This is a genomic window from Streptomyces rimosus subsp. rimosus, assembly GCF_000720725.1.
GTDB lineage: Bacteria > Actinomycetota > Actinomycetes > Streptomycetales > Streptomycetaceae > Streptomyces > Streptomyces rimosus_A.
The window spans coordinates 52,400-68,865 of sequence record NZ_JOCQ01000019.1; the positions used below are offsets into that span (position 1 = coordinate 52,400).

The following is a 16,466-nucleotide window of genomic DNA, read 5'->3' on the forward strand; positions in this document are numbered from 1 at the left end:
GCACCCAGGAGCCAAGGACATGAGCAGGGAAGAGAAGATCAGCCGGACCTTCGTGGAACTCGCCGACACCCTCGTCGCCGACTTCGACGTCATCGACTTCCTGCAGCAGCTGACCATCCGCTGCTGCGACATCTTCGCCGTCACCGATGCCGCGGTCGTACTGGCCTACCCGGGACCGCAGCTGTACAGTCCGGCGCCCTGCGACCCCAGCCCCGCCCTCTCCGAGGTCCTGGACCTCGCCGTGCGCGCCGGCCCTGCCCACGACGCCTACCGCTGCGCCACGGCCATCGCGCCCGGCCACCTCGCCACCGCGCCCGCCGCCTGGCACGACTTCGCCGTACCGGCCAGGGCTGCCGGCTACACCTACGCCAGCGCCGTCCCTCTGCGGTTACGTCAGGAGACCCTCGGCAGTCTGCTGCTCCTGCGCACCACGGACAGCCCCCTGCCCCCCGACGATCTGGCCGTGGCCCAGGCATTCGCCGACGCGGCCACCATCGGCCTCCTCCACGCCCGCACCCTCCAGAACGCGCACACGGTCAACGAACAGCTCCACACAGCCCTGCACAGCCGCATCCTCATCGAACAGGCCAAAGGATTCCTTGCCGCCCGCCGCCGCATCTCCCTGACCACCGCCTTCGAAACCATGCGCCGCCACGCCCGCCACCACCACCTGCTGCTCACCGCCGTAGCACGTGGTGTCGTGGCCACCGGCGCGCTTCCCGTACCGTCGTCCGCTCCCCGGTACCGGGTCGGCGACACCACACCGGAGTAGGTCCGTGCGCCGTGCAGGGCGCCCCGGCCGGTACGTACGGGGGGCCCGGCCCTCACACCGCCGTCCGCTCCCGGTGTGAGGAGTCCTCGTCCAGCAGCCGGGCCGCCATGTTGTCCAGTGCGCGGGCCAGGCGGGCGCGGTCCTCGGGGTCCTCGGCGGTCCAGCCCTCCAGGCGGTCGTCCAGCCAGCCGCGCCAGGCGACGATCAGCCGGTCGATCTCGGTGCGGCCCGCCTCGGTCGGCTCCAGGCGGCCGTTGTCCCCGTAGCGTGCGTAGCCGGACTTCACCACCCGGGTGAAGATCGGCTCCAGGACCTCGTCGGGCATCCGGTGCGCCTGGGCGACGGCCGTCAGGGACGTCTCGCCGTGGATGCGCGTACGCCAGTGGATCTGGCCCAGCGCCCATGCCTGGCCGGGTGTGAGCGGGCTGCCGGACGCGGCCAGCACCTCCAGGCTCACCGGGCCCTCCGCCTTGCGCATCACCCGGGCCACCGCGCGCTCCAGCTGCTGGTCGGAGTCGGTGGAGTCGGGCGCCGCGAAGCCCTCGCCCAGGTCGCCGGCCGCGGCCCGCGCGCTGTCCCGCAGCGGTACTTCTTTGAGGAACCACGCCACCAGGAACCCGGCCAGCGCGACCGGCACCACCCACTGGAAGACGTGGTTGACGGTGTCCGCGTACGCGTCGATCACCGGTCTGGCCTGCGCGTTGGGCAGGCGGTGCAGGGCCTGGGGGCTCGCGGCGGCTTCCGGTGGCACGCCCGGGGACCTGGCCAGGGCCGCCTTCAGGTTGGGTTCGAGGCGGTTGCTGTAGAGCGTGCCGAAGACGGCGGTGCCGAAGGAGGAGCCGAGGGTACGGAAGAAGGTCACGCCGGAGGTCGCCGAGCCCAGCTCGTGGTAGTTGACCGTGTTCTGCACGGCGATCGTCAGGACCTGCATGGCCAGGCCGATGCCCAGGCCGAGCACGAACATGTACAGCGACTCCAGCCATACACCGGTGTCCGCGCCCATGGTGGACATCAGGTACAGGCCGAGGCACATCACTGCCGTACCGATGATGGGGAAGACGCGGTAGCGGCCGGTGCGGCTGACGACGACGCCGGAGAGCATCGAGGTGCCCAGCAGCCCGGCGACCATCGGCAGCGTCCGCACGCCCGACATGGTTGCCGACACCCCGTCCACGAACTGGAGGTACGTCGGCAGGTACGTCATCGCGCCGAGCATCGCGAAGCCGACGATGAAGCTGAGTACCGAGCAGACGGTGAAGACGGGGTTGCGGAACAGGTGCATGGGGAGCATCGGTTCCTTGGCCCGCAGCTCCACGACGACGAAGGCGGCCAGCAATACCGCCGAGCCGGCGAACAGCCCGATGATGACCGCCGAGCCCCAGGCGTACTCGTTGCCGCCCCACTCCAGGCCGAGGACCAGCCCGGAGGCGCCCAGCGCGACCAGCACGATGCCGAGGTAGTCGATGAGCGGGCGTACGGCGGACCGGACGGCCGGGATCGTGCGGGCCGCCATGACGACCATGACGATCGCGATGGGGATGTTGACGTAGAAGCACCAGCGCCAGGACGCGTGGTCGGTGAACAGGCCGCCCAGGGTGGGCCCGACGACGGTCGTCACGCCGAAGACGGCGCCCAGCGCGCCCTGGTACTTGCCGCGTTCGCGCAGCGGGATGACGTCGGCGATCAGCGCCATCGCGGTGACCATCAGGCCACCGCCGCCGACGCCCTGCACGGCGCGGGCGACGACCAGCATCAGCATCGACGTGGAGGCGCCGGCCAGGATGGAGCCGCCGACGAAGACCACCGCGCTCACCTGAAAGATGATCTTCCGGCCGAAGAGGTCGCCGAACTTGCCGACCAGCACCGTCGAGACGGTCTCCGCCAGCAGGTACGCCGTCACCACCCACGCCATGTGCCCGCCGCCGCCCAGATCGGCCACGATCGTGGGCAGCGCGGTCGACACGATCGTCTGGTCGAGCGCGGCCAGCAGCATGCCGAGCACGATCGTGGTGAAGACGAGGTTGGTACGGCGGCGGCTGAGCGCGGGCGGAGCGCTGCGCGCTTCGGGGGCGGGGGCGTGCGCGGCGGCCGTGGTCATGCGTCCAAGCCTTTGCGCCAATGGCCCGCTTCGCCACCTTTTGCTGCCGCGGGGGTGACGCACCGTTGCGGTTTCGCGGCCCGTGGGCTCTTGCGACCCGTTTGCAGTACGTCCACGATGAGAGGACTGCGCGGCTGAGCGGAGACCCTGATGCACGTACCCGACGGATTCATCGACGCCCCCGTTTCGGCCGCCGCCGGTGTCCTCGCCGCTGCCGCCGTCGCGGTCAGCCTGCGCGGCGCCCGCCGCGAACTGGGCGGCCACCGGCCGGACGGGCCGGACCTCGCACCCGGCGCCGAGCGCACCGCGCCGCTCGCCGGGCTGGTCGCCGCCTTCATCTTCGCCGTGCAGATGCTCAACTTCCCCGTCGCCGCCGGGACCAGCGGACACCTGCTCGGCGGCGCGCTGGCCGCGATCCTCGTCGGCCCGTACACAGGAGTGCTCTGCGTCTCCGTCGTGCTGCTCATGCAGGGCGTGCTCTTCGCGGACGGCGGGCTGACCGCGCTGGGCGTGAACATCACCGACATGGCGGTGGTGACCGTCCTCGTCGCGTACGGGATCTTCCGCGGCCTGGTCAAGGTGCTGCCGCGCGGGCGCCGCGCGGTCACGGCCGCGGCCTTCGTGGCCGCGGCCGTCTCCGTACCGGCCGCCGCCGTCGCCTTCACCGGCATGTACGCGCTGGGCGGCACCACCGACGTACCGATCGGCACCGTCTTCGCGGCCATGACCGGCGTGCACGTCCTCATCGGCCTCGGCGAGGCTGCCATCACCGCGCTGACCGTCGGCGCGGTCCTCGCCGTGCGCCCCGACCTCGTGTACGGGGCGCGCGGGCTGGCCAAGCCGCTCGAACTGCGGACTTCCCCCTTGGCCGGGCCCGCGGCAGGGCGGGAGCCTTCCGGAGAGCCGGCGGACACGCCCGACGCCCCGCGGCCCGTCGCCGCCCGGCGCTCCACCCGCCGCGTCTGGCTGGCCGGGGTCGCCGCCGCGCTCGTCTGCGCGGGCGGCGTCAGCTACTACGCCTCCACCAGCCCGGACGGCCTGGAGAAGGTCGCCCAGGACGAAGGCATGGACGCCAAGGCAGAGGACCACGCGGCGAAGGACTCGCCGCTGGCCGACTACAGCGTCAAGGACATCGCGAACCCGCGGATCTCGGGCGGGCTCGCCGGGGTGATCGGGGTGGGGGCGACGCTCGCCGTCGGGACCGGGGTCTTCGTCGTCGTACGGCGGCGGCGTGGCGCGGCCCGGGACACCGCCGTGGCGGATGCCGCCACCGGAGACGCCACGCAGCCGCGGCACACGCCGGAGTCGGCCTGACATGGGTGCCGGGCACGCCCACAAGCTCTACCGGCCCGCGCACTCGCCGGTGCACGCACTGCCGCCGCACTGCAAGATCGCCGCGGTCCTCTGCTTCGTCCTGGCCGTCGTCGCCACCCCGCGCACCGCCCTGTGGGCCTTCGCCCTGTACGCGCTGCTGCTCGCCGCGGTGGCAGCGGCGGCGCGAGTGCCCGCCGGGTTCCTGCTGAAGCGGCTGCTCATCGAGGTGCCGTTCGTGGCGTTCGCGGTCCTGATGCCGTTCGTCGCCACCGGGCCGCGGGTGCATATCCTCGGGCTGTCCCTGAGCGAGTCCGGGCTCTGGGGCGCCTGGAACATCCTCGCCAAGGGCACGCTCGGCGTCGCCGCCTCCGTCCTGCTGGCCGCCACCACCGAACTGCGCGGTCTGCTGCTCGGCCTGCAACGGCTGCGGATGCCGCCGCTGCTCGTCCAGATCGCCTCGTTCATGATCCGGTACGGCGACGTCATCGCCGACGAGCTGCGGCGGATGCGCATCGCCCGCCTCTCCCGCGGCTTCGAGGCGCGCGGCGTACGCCACTGGGGCGTCCTCGCGAAGTCCGCCGGCGCCCTGTTCATCCGCTCCTACGAGCGCGGCGAACGCGTCCACCTCGCCATGGTCAGCCGCGGCTACACGGGCACCCTGCCCGTACCGGACGCCGCCCCCGCGACCGGTGGGCAGTGGTCGCGGGCCGCCGCCCTGCCCGCCGCCGCCCTCGCCGTCTGCCTGCTGGGATGGACGCTGTGACCACCGCACCCGTACGTACGGCCCCCGCGCCCTCCCTGAAGATCGCCGGGCTGGCCTACGCCTACCCCGACGGCCACCAGGCCCTCTTCGGTGTCGACCTGACCGTGGCGCGCGGCGAGCGGGTCGCGCTGCTCGGCCCGAACGGCGCGGGCAAGACCACGCTCGTCCTGCACCTGAACGGCATCCTCGCGCCCGGTGCCGGCACGGTCACGGTCGCCGGGCTGCCCGTCGTACGGCGGCACCTCGCCGAGATCCGCCGCCGCGTCGGCATCGTCTTCCAGGACCCCGACGACCAGCTGTTCATGCCCACCGTCCGGGAGGACGTGGCGTTCGGGCCCGCCGCGGCCGGGCTGCGCGGCGCGGCCCTCGACGCGCGGGTGACGGAAGCGCTCGGCCGGGTCGGCATGGCGGAGTTCGCCGACCGCCCGCCGCACCACCTCTCCTTCGGGCAGCGCCGCCGGGTCGCGGTCGCGACGGTGCTCGCGATGCGCCCGGAGATCCTCGTCCTGGACGAGCCGTCGTCCAACCTCGACCCCGCCTCGCGCCGTGAACTGGCGGACATCCTGCGGGTGTTGGACGTGACGGTGCTGATGGTCACACACGACCTGCCGTACGCGCTCGAACTGTGCCCGCGCAGCGTCGTGCTGTCCGAAGGCGTCATCGCCGCCGACGGGCCGACACAGGAACTGCTGAGCGACGCGGACCTGATGGCCGCGCACCGACTCGAACTCCCCTTCGGATTCGACCCGCGCTCTGTGACGATCCCCACGTCCTGAGGGCACCCCTGGACACCGCGTTCGCCGACGCCCCTGGTCACCAGCACTGATCCGCGCGTTGCACCATTGATAGGTCACAAACGCGACGGATGAGTGGGAAGCGGGAAACAGTGGTGGACGTCCAGGGCACGGTCGAGGACGGCTTCGAGCCGGTCCGCGACGCCTTCGCGGCCAACTTCGCGCGGCGCGGGGAGCGCGGCGCGGCTGTCGCCGTCTACCGGCACGGTCGCAAGATCGTCGACCTGTGGGGCGGCAGCCGGGACGCGGACGGCCCCGACGGGGGTACGGACGGCGGCGCCCCCTGGGAAGCGGACACCGCCCAGGTCATCCGCTCCGCCACCAAGGGCGTCGCGGCCATCGTGCCGCTGCTGCTGCACCAGCGCGGCCTGCTCGACCTGGACGCGCCCGTCGGCACGTACTGGCCCGAGTTCAAGACCGCCGGCAAGGACCGCGTCCTGGTCCGCCACCTCCTCTCGCACCGCGCGGGCCTGCCCGTACTGGACACCCCGCTCACCCCGGAACAGGCCCTCGACGGCGTCAGCGGCCCCGCCGCCCTCGCCGCCCAGGCCCCCGCCTGGACGCCCGGCGCCGAGCACGGCTACCACGCCCAGACGTACAGCTGGCTGCTGGCCGAGCTGGTCCTGCGGGTCACCGGCCGCAGCATCGGCACCTGGATATCCGACGAGATATCCGGGCCGCTCGGCCTGGAGCTGTGGGTCGGCGCCCCCGCCGACGCGCGCGCCCGCGCCGGCCGCCTGGCCGATGTCGAGGCGCCCGCCCCGCCGGCCGCGGCCGGACTGCGCGTCCGCCCCAAGCGCGACGTCGCCGACGCCTACTGCGACCCCGCCTCCCTCACCCGGCGCGCCTTCGGCGCCATCACCCCGGCCCCCGACGAGAACGCCGACGCCTACCGCGCCGCCGAGCTCCCCGCCTCCAACGGCATCGCCACCGCCCGCGCCCTGGCCCGCTGCTACGCGGCGCTCATCGGCCCCGTCGACGGCCACCCCCGCCTCTTCGCGCCCGCCACGCTCACCCTGGCCCGTACGGAGGAGTCGGCGGGCCCGGACCGCACCCTCGTCGTGAACACCCGCTTCGGCCTCGGCTACATGCTGCACGGCCCCGCCTCGCCGCTGCTGGCCCCCGGCTCCTTCGGCCACCCCGGCCGCGGCGGCTGCCTGGCCTTCGCGGACCCCGAGTCCGGTACGGCCTTCGGCTACGTCACCAACGGCATGCAGCAGAACGTGACGGCCGACCCGCGCGCGCAGGCGCTGGTGCGGGCGCTGCGGGGCGCGCTCGACGCCTGAGCGTGCGGGACGGACGTGTCGTAAGTGACGGGTGGGGCACCCGTACGCCTGACACCCCACCGCACCCGAAGGAGCCGACATGGCCGACGAGCGGAAGATGAAGGACCCCCGGGAGGCCGGGCCCGACCGGGACAAGCCGGAGCCGCGGCGCAGCGAGCGGGACCGCAGCGCCGAGGAGGTCAACGCGGACCAGCCGTCCGTACGCGGCGAGAAGCCGAAGCCGGCGCCGAAGCGGTACTGACCGGGCGCCCGGCCCGGGCCGCCCACCGGGCACGCGGAACACCGCACGTCCACGCGGTCTGTTGCTCCTGAGGCCCATGCGCCAAGGTGTGCGCATGAGGCGATTCGACGGCTACAGCGTACTGATCACCGGCGCCGGCCGGGGCATCGGCGAGGCCACCGCGCTGCGGCTCGCCACCGAGGGTGCGCGGGTCCTGGTCACCGACCTGGACGGGGAGCGCGCCGGGCAGGCGGCCGCCCGGATCCGCGAGAGCGCCCCCGTACGGGACAGCGGCGGCACCGCCGAGGCGCTGGCCTGCGACGTGGCGGACCGGACCGCCGTCGACGCGGCCGTCGCACACGCCGTGCACCGCTTCGGCGGGCTCGACGTGCTGGTCAACAGCGCCCACCGGTGCCTGCCCGACCCGCCGCGCTTCGAGACGTACCGGGACGAGGACTGGGCCGGTGACCTGGACGTCACCCTCGGCGGCGCCTTCCGCTGCGCCCGCGCCGCGCTGCCCCACCTCGCCGCCGCCGACGGCCGCGGCGCGATCGTCAGCGTCGGCTCGGTCAACGGCGAGCAGGACTTCGGCAACCACGCCTACAGCGCCGCCAAGGCGGGCCTGGCCTCCCTCACCCGTACGCTCGCGGGCGAGGCGGCGGCCCGGGGCGTACGGGTCAACCTGGTCGCCCCGGGCACCGTCGACACCCCGAACTGGGCCGACCGCCCCGACTCCCTGAAGCGCGCCGCGGCCGTCTACCCCCTGGGCCGGGTCGGCCGCCCCGACGACATCGCCGCCGCCGTCGCCTTCCTGGCCTCCTCCGACGCCGCCTGGATCACCGGCGTCACGCTCCCGGTGGACGGCGGCATCCTGACCAGCAACGCGGCACTGCGCGACGCGCTGCGCGGGGGCGGTCCGGAGCGGTTCGCTTTCAGCCGGTGAACCGGCGCGCGGTGGGGCGCGTGCCGGGGACCCAGTTGCCGTGGAAGCCCGCCGGTATACGCACGGGCACGTGGACCTCGGCGACTGGCGCGGCGCCGAGGTCGGCGGCGTCCAGGATGGCCAGGTAGCTGGTGCCGCAGGCGCGGTCGTGGGCGAACGTCAGGAGGTATCCGTCGTCTTCCCGGCCGGGGACCGCAACGGCGCGGGGGACGAAGACGGGCTCCCCGCAGGTGTGGCCGTCGGGGAAGCGATGGGTGCTGCGCAGGGCGCCACGGGCCAGGTCGTACTTGTGGATCTCGGCGTGCCGGGGCTCGGCGTCCAGGGTGAACCCGGCGGTGTAGCCGTAGCGGTGGCGCAGGCCGATGACGGTGTCGGCGATGCGGGGGTATTCGCTGGGCGCGTCGTCCAGCGGAGTCTCGGTGACCTTGCCGGTGGCCAGGTGCAGCTCCCACTGGTGCAGGACGGGCAGGCCGCCGCCGAGGTCCGCCGGCCCCTGGCGCCACAGGGACGGGACGCGAGTACCGGTGAGGGTGATCGTCCCGTCGGCCTCGAAGGCGTTCATCGTGTGCCATACGAAGCAGGGGGTGACGTCGAACCACCGTACGGGGGCGCCTTGCCGGGCCCGGGGCAGGACGCCGAAGCGGGCGCGGTGCCCGTCGTCCCATCGCCAGGGCGGGTCGCCGGTGGCGGCCCGCTCGGCGTCGAAGACGACGGGCAGGTCCATGAAGACGACGTGGCGGGCGGTGAGGGCGAAGTCGTGCATCATGACCGCCCGCGGCAGGTCCACGGTCTGCTTCTGGAGCACGTCGCCGGTCGAGGAGGCCCGGTAGTAGGTCAGGTACGGGGGCCGCAGCCGGTAGCCGAAGAAGTGCAGTTCCCCGGTGCGGGGACAGGTCTTGGGGTGGGCGGTCATGGGGGTGGTGAGCGCCCCGTTGAAGGTGAAGACTCCGAGAGTCGCCAGGTCGGGGGTGACCTCGTAGGGGAAGCCGCCCTCTTCGAGAGCGAAGAGCCGGCCGGCGTGGGCGATCAGGTGGGTGTTGGCCGTGGTGACGCGGTAGTCGATCCGTGAGGTGGCCGGGTCGTAGGCGAGCGCGAAGCGGGAGACGCCGGGCTGCTCGTACAGCGGGGTGCGGACGTAGCGGTTGCGGTACCAGCCGGCGCGGCCGTCGGCCAGCGCGACGGTGTGGAGCATGCCGTCGCCGGCGAAGGAGTGGGGTGACCAGCCGCTGCGCGGGTTGGGCCCGTTGCGGAAGTACTGGCCGCACAGCTCCCTGGGGATGGTGCCGGTCACCTCGCTGGGCAGGTGGGTGGCTTCGGTGGCGATCGGTGCGTTGTTGCCGGAGAGGTGCAGGGGTGTGGGAGAGCCTGATGGCGTGGTCATCTGCGGTCTCCTGCCGTGGGGCGGTGCGGCCAGGGTCCCGCAGCCGGGTTTGCGGCGGCAGTCTTGTTCTTTTCGCGTGCGTCAGCCGCCGCCGTCCCCCTCCAAGATGGGCAAGCGGAAGCGCGACGCCCGTACCTAACGCAGCATCAACGCGATCCCCGCCACCATCAGCCCCGCCGCCACCAGGCGCGGAGCGCCGAAGCGCTCCTTGAAGAACAGGGTGCCGATGGCGGCGCCGACGATGATCGAGGACTCGCGGAGGGCGGCGATGGGGGCCAGCGCGGCCTGGGTCTGGGCCCACAGGACCAGACCGTAGGCGAAGACGGAGAGGACGCCGCCGGCCAGGCCGCGCAGGGCCGTCGGGCGGAGCTGGGTGAGCAGGGCGCGGCGGCGGGTGGCCAGGGCGTAGGCGGGGACGGCCAGGCCCTCCAGGATCATCAGCCAGGCGATGTAGCCGGGGGCGGTGCCGGAGGCGCGGACGCCCACGCCGTCCACCGTGGTGTACGACGCTATGGCCAGGCCGGTGGCGAGCGCGGCGACCAGGGCGGGCCAGTGCGGCTTCGCCCCCGAGCCGCGGATGCCCCAGAGCGCGACGCCGACCAGGCCCGCCGAGGCGAGCGCCACACCGGCGACGCCCCACGCGTCCGGCACCTCGCCGACGAAGACGGCGGCCAGGACCGTGACGACCAGTGGCGCGGTGCCGCGCGCGATGGGGTACATCTGCCCGAACTCGCCCAGCCGGAACGACTGCATCAGCAGGACCTGGTAGACGATGTGCAGAACGACGGAGGCGAGGAGCGGCGGCCAGGCGCCGGCCGCGGGCAGCGGCGAGAAGCAGGCCAGCACGGCCCCGCAGAGCGCGCCGCCGCCACCGACCAGCGTGAAGGCGAGCAGCTGGTCCTTGATGTTGTGGGCGATCGCGTTCCAGCTGGCGTGCGTGACGGCGGCGATCAGGACCGCCGCGACGACCAGGGGGCTCATGCGGGCCGCTCGCGTATGTCGGCCGCGCGGTTCCGGGCGTGCGGGGCCGGCGGGCGGGGAGCTTGGTGACCGTACGGGAAATGGCGCATGGCCCGCACGCTAGCTCTAGGTGTACGGGCCACGCGATGGTGAACGGGAGGGGTGGGGCAGATCACCCCGGGTGGGGCGGCTCTTGCGTTCTTCCGCGGAAGGGCCGCCCCCGGCCGGGGAGCCTCAGCCCGCCGACAGGATCGACCGGACGACCGGCCCGGCGTTCGAGCCGCCGTGGCCGCTGGCCGGGACGACGGCCGCCGCGGCCATGTCGCCGCGGTAGGCGGTGAACCAGGCGTTCGGCTTCTCCTGGCCGTCCACCTCCGCAGAACCGGTCTTCGCGCCGATGTCACCACTGAGCCCGGACATCGCCTCCGCCGCCGTACCGGACGTGGCGGTCAGCTTCATCAGGGACTTCAGGGCCGACGCGGTGCCCGCCTTCATCGTGCGCGGGGCCTTGGCGAGCGACCGGTTGTCGAGCGAGGGCGCGACGATGTACGGCTGGTGGAAGCCGCCGTTCTGGACGGTCGCCGCGACCGAGGCGACGGTCAGCGGGTTCATCCGCACCCCGCCCTGCCCGATCAGCGAGGCGGCCATCTGCGCGTCGCTCTGCACCGGTACCGCGCCGTCGAAGGTGGGGATGCCGGTCTGCCAGTTCAGGCCGATGCCGAAGACGTCGCGCGCCTGCTGCGTCAGGTCGTCGTCCTTGAGCTTGGGCGCCATGGAGATGAACGCGTTGTTGCAGGACGCGGCGAAGCTCTGCGCGAAGGTGCCGTTCTTGATCTCGGACTCGTTCAGGTTCTGGAACTTCCAGCCGCCGACCGTCACGAACTTCTCGCACGGGTGCGGCTTGTCCGGCGCCGTCAGCCCCTTGTCGATCAGCATCGAGGCCGTCACGATCTTCATTGTGGAGCCGGGCGCCAGCGAGCCCTGGGTGGCCGTGTTGAAGCCCTTCTCCGGCGAGTTGGCGATGGCCAGGATCTCGCCGGTGCTCGGCTTGAGGGCGACCGCGGACGCCTTCGGCTTGCCCTTGACCGCCTTCTCGGCCGCCTCCTGCACCTTGGCGTCCAGCGTGGTCTTCAGCGTGCCGGGCCTGCCCTTGGAGAGCACCTTCAGCGTCTCGTCGGGCTTCTGCGCCTTGTCGCCGCCGGGCCGGTCGACGAACAGCTCGACGCCCGGCTTGCCGTCCGTCTTCTTGCCGAACTTGTCGCGCAGACTGTCCAGCACCCCGGCCAGCGCCGGGTGCGCCTCCTTGGTCAGCTCGGCACCGTTGCGGTCCACCGCCTTGATGGGCGGCGCCTCGGACTCGCCGGTGCGCAGCACGTCGCCCTTGCCCAGCTTGGGGTGCAGCACGCTCGGCGCCCAGGCGACGCGCGGCTCACCGGTCTCCTGGTCGCGCTTGACGGTCAGTGAAGTCGCGTAGGAGACCGGCTCCTTCATGTCCTTGTACGAGATCTGCGCGCTGACGGTGTAGGCGACCTTGTCGCCGGTGGCCTTGCCGGGCGTCAGCTTCAGGTCCGTGAAATGGGTCTGCTTCGGGTACGCGGTCAGGGCGGCGGCCGCCGTCTTCGCGTCGTCCGTGAGCGCGGCGGCCTTGTCGGCGGTCCCCGCCTTCCAGGCGTCCAGGAACTTCCCGGCGGTGCCGGTCACTTCGGCGGCGGACAGCGGGCCGGACTTCACCGCGGGCGCGCCCTCGGGCTTGCCGTCCTGGGCGGCGCGGACCTGCTGGGGCCGCTCGTCGTCACCGGAGCCGCCGAGCAGCGTATAGCCGCCGACGCCGCCCGCGACCAGGGCCACCGCCCCGCCGATCAGCCCGTACCTCACCTCACGGCGCATGTCGCCGATCCCCTCCCGAATCCTCGTTCTTCCGCACGCACACAAGAACGTGCAGCGCACTCTATGGGACACGGGGTACGGGGGTGAGTCTCGGCCCTGTGATACGGGCGACGTCGGTGATACGGGCGACGCCGGTGACGCCTCAGCGCCCCGGCGGCCGCTTCGTGGCGAGCGGCGACCAGTACCGGGATTCGACCACCACCATCGCGGTGACGCGGAAGACCACGGTCTTCTGCCCGTCGACCTCGGTGGTGGCCGTCAGCCCCACCGCGTCACCGATCAGCGGGTTGTTGCTCTCCTGCCAGGTCAGCCCGGGATAGTGCTGCCGTTCGGCCCAGGTCTCGGCCTCCTCCCGGGCCTGCTCCATGTCGACGAACACCGCGAGGGCCAGCTCCTTGCAGGCGGGCGCGACCGTGCGCAGCGCACCGTGGTCCTGGACCTGCTCCGGCTTGTTGTGCTCGATGACGTACACGATCTGCGGGCTGCTCAATTACGGTCCCTCCCCGGCCGTCCGTGGCTCCAGGGCGGCGATCGGCATTGATCGGCATCGTTCGATGACGGCCAAGTATGACCGCCGCCGCTGCGCGGACGGCGCTTTCGGTGTACGGGTTCCGGCCGTGTCGTGTCCTGCGACCGGCCGGCCTAGACCCAGGTGTCGAACCACATACGGTTGTGCCAGGCGCTCTTGGGGATCGGCTGGCCGGTGTAGAGCGGATAGAAATAGATGAAGTTCCAGACGATGAGCAGGACGAGTACCCCGGCGCCCACCGCGCCCACCGCGCGCCGCCGTTCGCCCGACCCCGGCGGGCCGAGGATCGCGCCGATCATCATGGCCAGCGCCAGGCACACGAACGGCACGAACACCACCGCGTAGAACAGGAAGATCGTCCGGTCCTGGTACAGGAACCACGGCAGATAGCCCGCGGCGATGCCGCAGGCGACGGCGCCCGCCCGCCAGTCCCGCTTGAACAGCCAGCGGTAGAGCACGTACAGAAGCGCGAAACACCCGGCCCACCACAGCAGGGGAGTACCCAGCGCGAGCACTTCACGCGCACAGCCTTCGGCCGCCGTGCAGCCGTCGTGCCCCATCTTGGGGTCCTCGTAGAAGTACGAGACGGGCCGGCCCTGCACCAGCCAGCTCCACGGGTTCGACTGGTAGGTGTGCGGCGTGGACAGGCCCTTGTGGAAGTCGTAGACCTCGGTCTCGTAGTGCCACAGGCTGCGCAGCCAGTCCGGCAGCCAGGACGCGCCCGCGCGCCCTTCCGGGGTGGCGGTGGCCCAGTCCCGGTAGTAGCCGCCCTTGGTGACCAGCCAGCCGGTCCACGTCACCAGGTACGCGGCCAGCGCCACCACGACCGTCGAGACGAACGCGGGCAGCAGATCGCGGCGCAGCACGGCGCGCACCGGATGCCGCGCGCCCGCCGTGCGCCGCCCGGCCGCGTCCCACAGCACCATCAGCACGGCGAACGCCGCCAGGTAGTACAGGCCGTTCCACTTGCTCGCCGCGGACAGGCCCAGGCACAGCCCGGCCGCCAGCCGCCACGGCCGCCACCCCAGCCGCAGCCCGTCGCCCACCTTCTCGTCCGGCCGCGCCAGCCCGTCCGCGCCGACCGGCAGCGCCGCCGCCAGCCGCGCCCGGGTACGGTCCCGGTCCACCAGCAGGCAGCCGAACGCCGCCACCACCCAGAACATGACGATGAGGTCCAGCAGCGCCGTACGGCTCATCACGAAGTGCAGACCGTCCACCGCCAGCAGGAAGCCCGCCAGGCAGCCCAGTGCCGTCGAGCGCAGCAGCCGGCGGCCGATACGGCAGACCATCAGCACCGACAGCGTGCCGAGCAGCGCCACCACGAACCGCCAGCCGAAGGGGTTCATGCCGAACGCCCACTCGCCCAGTGCGATCATCCACTTGCCCAGCGGCGGGTGGACGACATAGGAGTGCTCGGGCGAGAGCAGGATCTCCTGGGGGTGGGCGAGCAGCGCGTCGTTGGCGTTCTTCGCCCAGGTGCCCTCGTAGCCGTACTGGAGCAGCGACCAGGCGTCCTTGGGGTAGTACGTCTCGTCGAATATCACCTTCGCCGGGCTGCCCAGGTTCCAGAACCGCAGCACCCCGGCGAACAGCGCGACCAGCAGCGGCCCGCCCCAGCCCGACCAGCGCGCCAGCCGGCCCGCCGCGGCCGGGCCCAGGCCGAGCACCGACCACATCCGCTTCCCCGGCTCGGGGAACGCCGGTACCAGGCGCTCACGGGCGTCGGCCTCGGGCGCCCCGGTGTATCCGAACCGGCGCAGCCTGCGCTGCCACCGGCGGGGCTGACCGGCGAGCTCCTCGGCGCTGTGGGCGTCTGTCGCGGTGTCACTCGTCACCGGCCCATCGTAGGGAAGCGGCCTGTGCGGGACGTGGGGGCGGCACGGCCGGTCGTACGGCTGGGAGTGCCGCTGGGAGATGTCCGACCCGTACGGCTGGGAGGATGGGGGCGTGACTGGAACGCTGGTACTTGCAGGGACGCCCATCGGCGACGTGGCGGACGCGCCGCCGCGGCTCGCCGCCGAACTGGCCGCGGCCGAGGTGATCGCCGCCGAGGACACCCGGCGGCTGCGCCGCCTGACCCAGGCGCTCGGTGTGCACACGACCGGCCGCGTCGTGTCGTACTTCGAGGGCAACGAGGCCGCCCGCACCCCGGAACTCGCCGACGCCCTCGAAGCCGGCGCCCGCGTCCTGCTCGTCACCGACGCCGGCATGCCCTCCGTCTCCGACCCCGGCTACCGGCTGGTCGCCGCCGCCGTCGAGCGCGGCATCAAGGTCACCGCGGTGCCGGGCCCCAGCGCGGTGCTCACCGCGCTCGCCGTCTCCGGCCTGCCCGTGGACCGGTTCTGCTTCGAGGGCTTCCTGCCGCGCAAGGGCGGCGAGCGCCGCTCCCGGCTGGGCGAGGTCGCCGACGAGCGCCGCACCCTCGTCTACTTCGAGGCCCCGCACCGCCTGGACGACACCCTCTCCGCGATGGCCGAGGTCTTCGGCGCCGACCGCCGCGCCGCGGTCTGCCGCGAACTGACCAAGACGTACGAGGAGGTACGGCGCGGGCCGCTGAAGGACCTGGCCGCATGGGCGGCGGACGGCGTACGCGGTGAGATCACCATCGTCGTGGAGGGCGCCCCGGAGACCGGCCCGCAGGATCTCGGCCCCGAGGAACTCGTGCGCCGCGTACACGTCAGGGAGGAGGCCGGGGAGCGCCGCAAGGAGGCCATCGCGGCCGTCGCCGCCGAGACCGGCCTGCCCAAGCGCGAGGTGTTCGATGCGGTCGTGGCGGCAAAGAATGCGGCGCGAACAGGCCCAGCGGAAGGTAAATGACTAGCCTGGAAAGTAAAACGTGGGCCGCGCAGCCGGGCGCACTCTCTACACCCCGCCAAATCTGTGCCAACAGGTCGGATGCCCTGCTGCGCCACCGCCGGGAAAGGCGTTCCCTGGGAGGTGGGACGTTCGTCCCCGGAGACCTTGTCCAGCGGGCAAGAGGAGCGGCTATGAGTGACATCGCGCGTACGCCGGGCATCACGACCGGCGCCCACCCCACCCCCCGGACCGACCCCCCGGCGCACGAGGCCTACGCCTTCGCGTGCATGAGCTGTGGGCACGGCTGGGAGCAGTCGTACGAGATAACGCACCACGTCGACGCGGACGGGCGCGCGCACTGTGTGTACTACGCGGACGGCGAGCGCGTACCGTCGCCCCTGACCCGGCCCACCTGCCTGAACTGCGGCGGCCACGTCGTGCGCATCATGCGGGCCGGACAGGTCTCGATGGTCTCCAAGGTGATGGCGAGCCTGTACGACCAGCCGTCGGCGGGCGCCGCCGAAGGCAACGCGGGCGCGGGTGCGGGATCCGTGCCGCAGCAGGGGGAGCACGGCGACGACGCCGGGGCGGTCGCTGCGGCCGGTGCGACCGCGAAGGACGGGCATCGGGAGCGCCACCACTGGCACCTCTCCGATCTGCTGCATCCGTTCCAGCATCACCGCAGGTGAGCCTGGGCCGCGGTCCCGGGCCGGAACCGGCCCG

15 protein-coding genes are annotated in these 16,466 nt (G+C 72.8%); 9 read left to right on the plus strand and 6 right to left on the minus strand.

What is annotated here, in order from left to right:
- Nucleotides 1-19 precede the first annotated feature (19 nt).
- Nucleotides 20-772: an ANTAR domain-containing protein gene (locus tag IH45_RS1000000150610; protein WP_032917326.1), complete on the plus strand. Its 753-nt coding sequence runs from the start codon at nucleotides 20-22 to the stop codon at nucleotides 770-772.
- A gap of 52 nt (nucleotides 773-824) precedes the next feature.
- Here the strand turns inward: IH45_RS1000000150610 and IH45_RS0112655 are convergent, their stop codons facing one another.
- Entirely contained in the window at nucleotides 825-2,870 is a 2,046-nt protein-coding gene (locus IH45_RS0112655) for an MDR family MFS transporter (RefSeq protein ID WP_030666186.1), read from the minus strand.
- 150 nt (nucleotides 2,871-3,020) lie between these two features.
- Between IH45_RS0112655 and IH45_RS0112660 the strand changes: the two genes are divergently transcribed.
- The 6 genes from IH45_RS0112660 to IH45_RS0112685 all read left to right on the plus strand — a co-directional run bounded on the left by IH45_RS0112660 (nucleotide 3,021) and on the right by IH45_RS0112685 (nucleotide 8,190).
- The gene (locus IH45_RS0112660) at nucleotides 3,021-4,184 is read left to right on the plus strand and encodes an energy-coupling factor ABC transporter permease (protein WP_030666189.1); all 1,164 of its coding nucleotides are present in this window, start codon (nucleotides 3,021-3,023) and stop codon (nucleotides 4,182-4,184) included.
- Nucleotide 4,185: 1 nt separating this feature from the next.
- On the plus strand, nucleotides 4,186-4,947 hold the full coding sequence (gene cbiQ / locus IH45_RS0112665; protein ID WP_030666192.1) for a cobalt ECF transporter T component CbiQ: 762 nt from the start codon (nucleotides 4,186-4,188) through the stop codon (nucleotides 4,945-4,947).
- A complete protein-coding gene (locus IH45_RS0112670) occupies nucleotides 4,935-5,723 on the plus strand; it encodes an energy-coupling factor ABC transporter ATP-binding protein (protein ID WP_030666194.1) in 789 nt (262 codons plus the stop codon). The genes cbiQ and IH45_RS0112670 overlap by 13 nt, the downstream gene beginning before the upstream one ends.
- Nucleotides 5,724-5,812: 89 nt before the next feature.
- Nucleotides 5,813-7,027: a serine hydrolase domain-containing protein gene (locus IH45_RS0112675; protein WP_050514787.1), complete on the plus strand. Its 1,215-nt coding sequence runs from the start codon at nucleotides 5,813-5,815 to the stop codon at nucleotides 7,025-7,027.
- Nucleotides 7,028-7,106: 79 nt separating this feature from the next.
- Nucleotides 7,107-7,268 carry a hypothetical protein gene (locus tag IH45_RS1000000148680; protein WP_158813065.1) on the plus strand — a complete coding sequence of 54 codons (162 nt, stop codon included), beginning with the start codon at nucleotides 7,107-7,109 and terminating at the stop codon, nucleotides 7,266-7,268.
- A gap of 94 nt (nucleotides 7,269-7,362) precedes the next feature.
- Complete coding sequence (locus tag IH45_RS0112685) at nucleotides 7,363-8,190, plus strand: SDR family NAD(P)-dependent oxidoreductase (RefSeq protein WP_030666200.1); 828 nt, start codon at nucleotides 7,363-7,365, stop codon at nucleotides 8,188-8,190.
- Here the strand turns inward: IH45_RS0112685 and IH45_RS0112690 are convergent.
- The 5 genes from IH45_RS0112690 to IH45_RS0112710 all read right to left on the minus strand — a co-directional run bounded on the left by IH45_RS0112690 (nucleotide 8,180) and on the right by IH45_RS0112710 (nucleotide 14,782).
- Nucleotides 8,180-9,571 (minus strand): carotenoid oxygenase family protein, encoded by a 1,392-nt coding sequence (locus tag IH45_RS0112690; RefSeq protein ID WP_030666202.1) that lies wholly within the window; start codon nucleotides 9,569-9,571, stop codon nucleotides 8,180-8,182. The two genes, IH45_RS0112685 and IH45_RS0112690, sit on opposite strands and share 11 nt — an antisense overlap.
- Nucleotides 9,572-9,706: 135 nt before the next feature.
- A complete protein-coding gene (locus tag IH45_RS0112695; protein WP_030666205.1) occupies nucleotides 9,707-10,552 on the minus strand; it encodes a DMT family transporter in 846 nt (281 codons plus the stop codon).
- A 213-nt stretch (nucleotides 10,553-10,765) separates the two neighbouring features.
- The gene (locus IH45_RS0112700; protein WP_030666209.1) at nucleotides 10,766-12,418 is read right to left on the minus strand and encodes a penicillin-binding transpeptidase domain-containing protein; all 1,653 of its coding nucleotides are present in this window, start codon (nucleotides 12,416-12,418) and stop codon (nucleotides 10,766-10,768) included.
- A gap of 142 nt (nucleotides 12,419-12,560) precedes the next feature.
- Complete coding sequence (locus IH45_RS0112705) at nucleotides 12,561-12,908, minus strand: hypothetical protein (protein ID WP_030666212.1); 348 nt, start codon at nucleotides 12,906-12,908, stop codon at nucleotides 12,561-12,563.
- A 152-nt stretch (nucleotides 12,909-13,060) separates the two neighbouring features.
- Nucleotides 13,061-14,782 (minus strand): dolichyl-phosphate-mannose--protein mannosyltransferase, encoded by a 1,722-nt coding sequence (locus IH45_RS0112710; protein WP_030666215.1) that lies wholly within the window; start codon nucleotides 14,780-14,782, stop codon nucleotides 13,061-13,063.
- A 112-nt stretch (nucleotides 14,783-14,894) separates the two neighbouring features.
- Here IH45_RS0112710 and rsmI point away from each other — a divergent pair, with 112 nt between their 5' ends.
- On the plus strand, nucleotides 14,895-15,764 hold the full coding sequence (gene rsmI / locus IH45_RS0112715; RefSeq protein ID WP_030666218.1) for a 16S rRNA (cytidine(1402)-2'-O)-methyltransferase: 870 nt from the start codon (nucleotides 14,895-14,897) through the stop codon (nucleotides 15,762-15,764).
- 170 nt (nucleotides 15,765-15,934) lie between these two features.
- Entirely contained in the window at nucleotides 15,935-16,432 is a 498-nt protein-coding gene (locus IH45_RS0112720) for a hypothetical protein (RefSeq protein WP_030666221.1), read from the plus strand.
- Nucleotides 16,433-16,466 lie beyond the last annotated feature (34 nt).

Bases quoted from the DNA above. Each gene is read 5' to 3' on its own strand.
- IH45_RS0112660 (WP_030666189.1), top strand. From the start codon at position 3,021: ATGCACGTACCCGACGGATTCATCGACGCCCCCGTTTCGGCCGCCGCC.
- IH45_RS0112675 (WP_050514787.1), top strand. From the start codon at position 5,813: ATGAGTGGGAAGCGGGAAACAGTGGTGGACGTCCAGGGCACGGTCGAG.
- IH45_RS0112695 (WP_030666205.1), bottom strand. From the start codon at position 10,552: ATGAGCCCCCTGGTCGTCGCGGCGGTCCTGATCGCCGCCGTCACGCAC.
- IH45_RS0112690 (WP_030666202.1), bottom strand. From the start codon at position 9,571: ATGACCACGCCATCAGGCTCTCCCACACCCCTGCACCTCTCCGGCAAC.
- IH45_RS0112655 (WP_030666186.1), bottom strand. From the start codon at position 2,870: ATGACCACGGCCGCCGCGCACGCCCCCGCCCCCGAAGCGCGCAGCGCT.
- IH45_RS0112720 (WP_030666221.1), top strand. From the start codon at position 15,935: ATGAGTGACATCGCGCGTACGCCGGGCATCACGACCGGCGCCCACCCC.
- IH45_RS0112700 (WP_030666209.1), bottom strand. From the start codon at position 12,418: ATGCGCCGTGAGGTGAGGTACGGGCTGATCGGCGGGGCGGTGGCCCTG.
- IH45_RS1000000150610 (WP_032917326.1), top strand. From the start codon at position 20: ATGAGCAGGGAAGAGAAGATCAGCCGGACCTTCGTGGAACTCGCCGAC.
- IH45_RS0112670 (WP_030666194.1), top strand. From the start codon at position 4,935: ATGGACGCTGTGACCACCGCACCCGTACGTACGGCCCCCGCGCCCTCC.
- IH45_RS0112685 (WP_030666200.1), top strand. From the start codon at position 7,363: ATGAGGCGATTCGACGGCTACAGCGTACTGATCACCGGCGCCGGCCGG.
- IH45_RS1000000148680 (WP_158813065.1), top strand. From the start codon at position 7,107: ATGGCCGACGAGCGGAAGATGAAGGACCCCCGGGAGGCCGGGCCCGAC.
- cbiQ (WP_030666192.1), top strand. From the start codon at position 4,186: ATGGGTGCCGGGCACGCCCACAAGCTCTACCGGCCCGCGCACTCGCCG.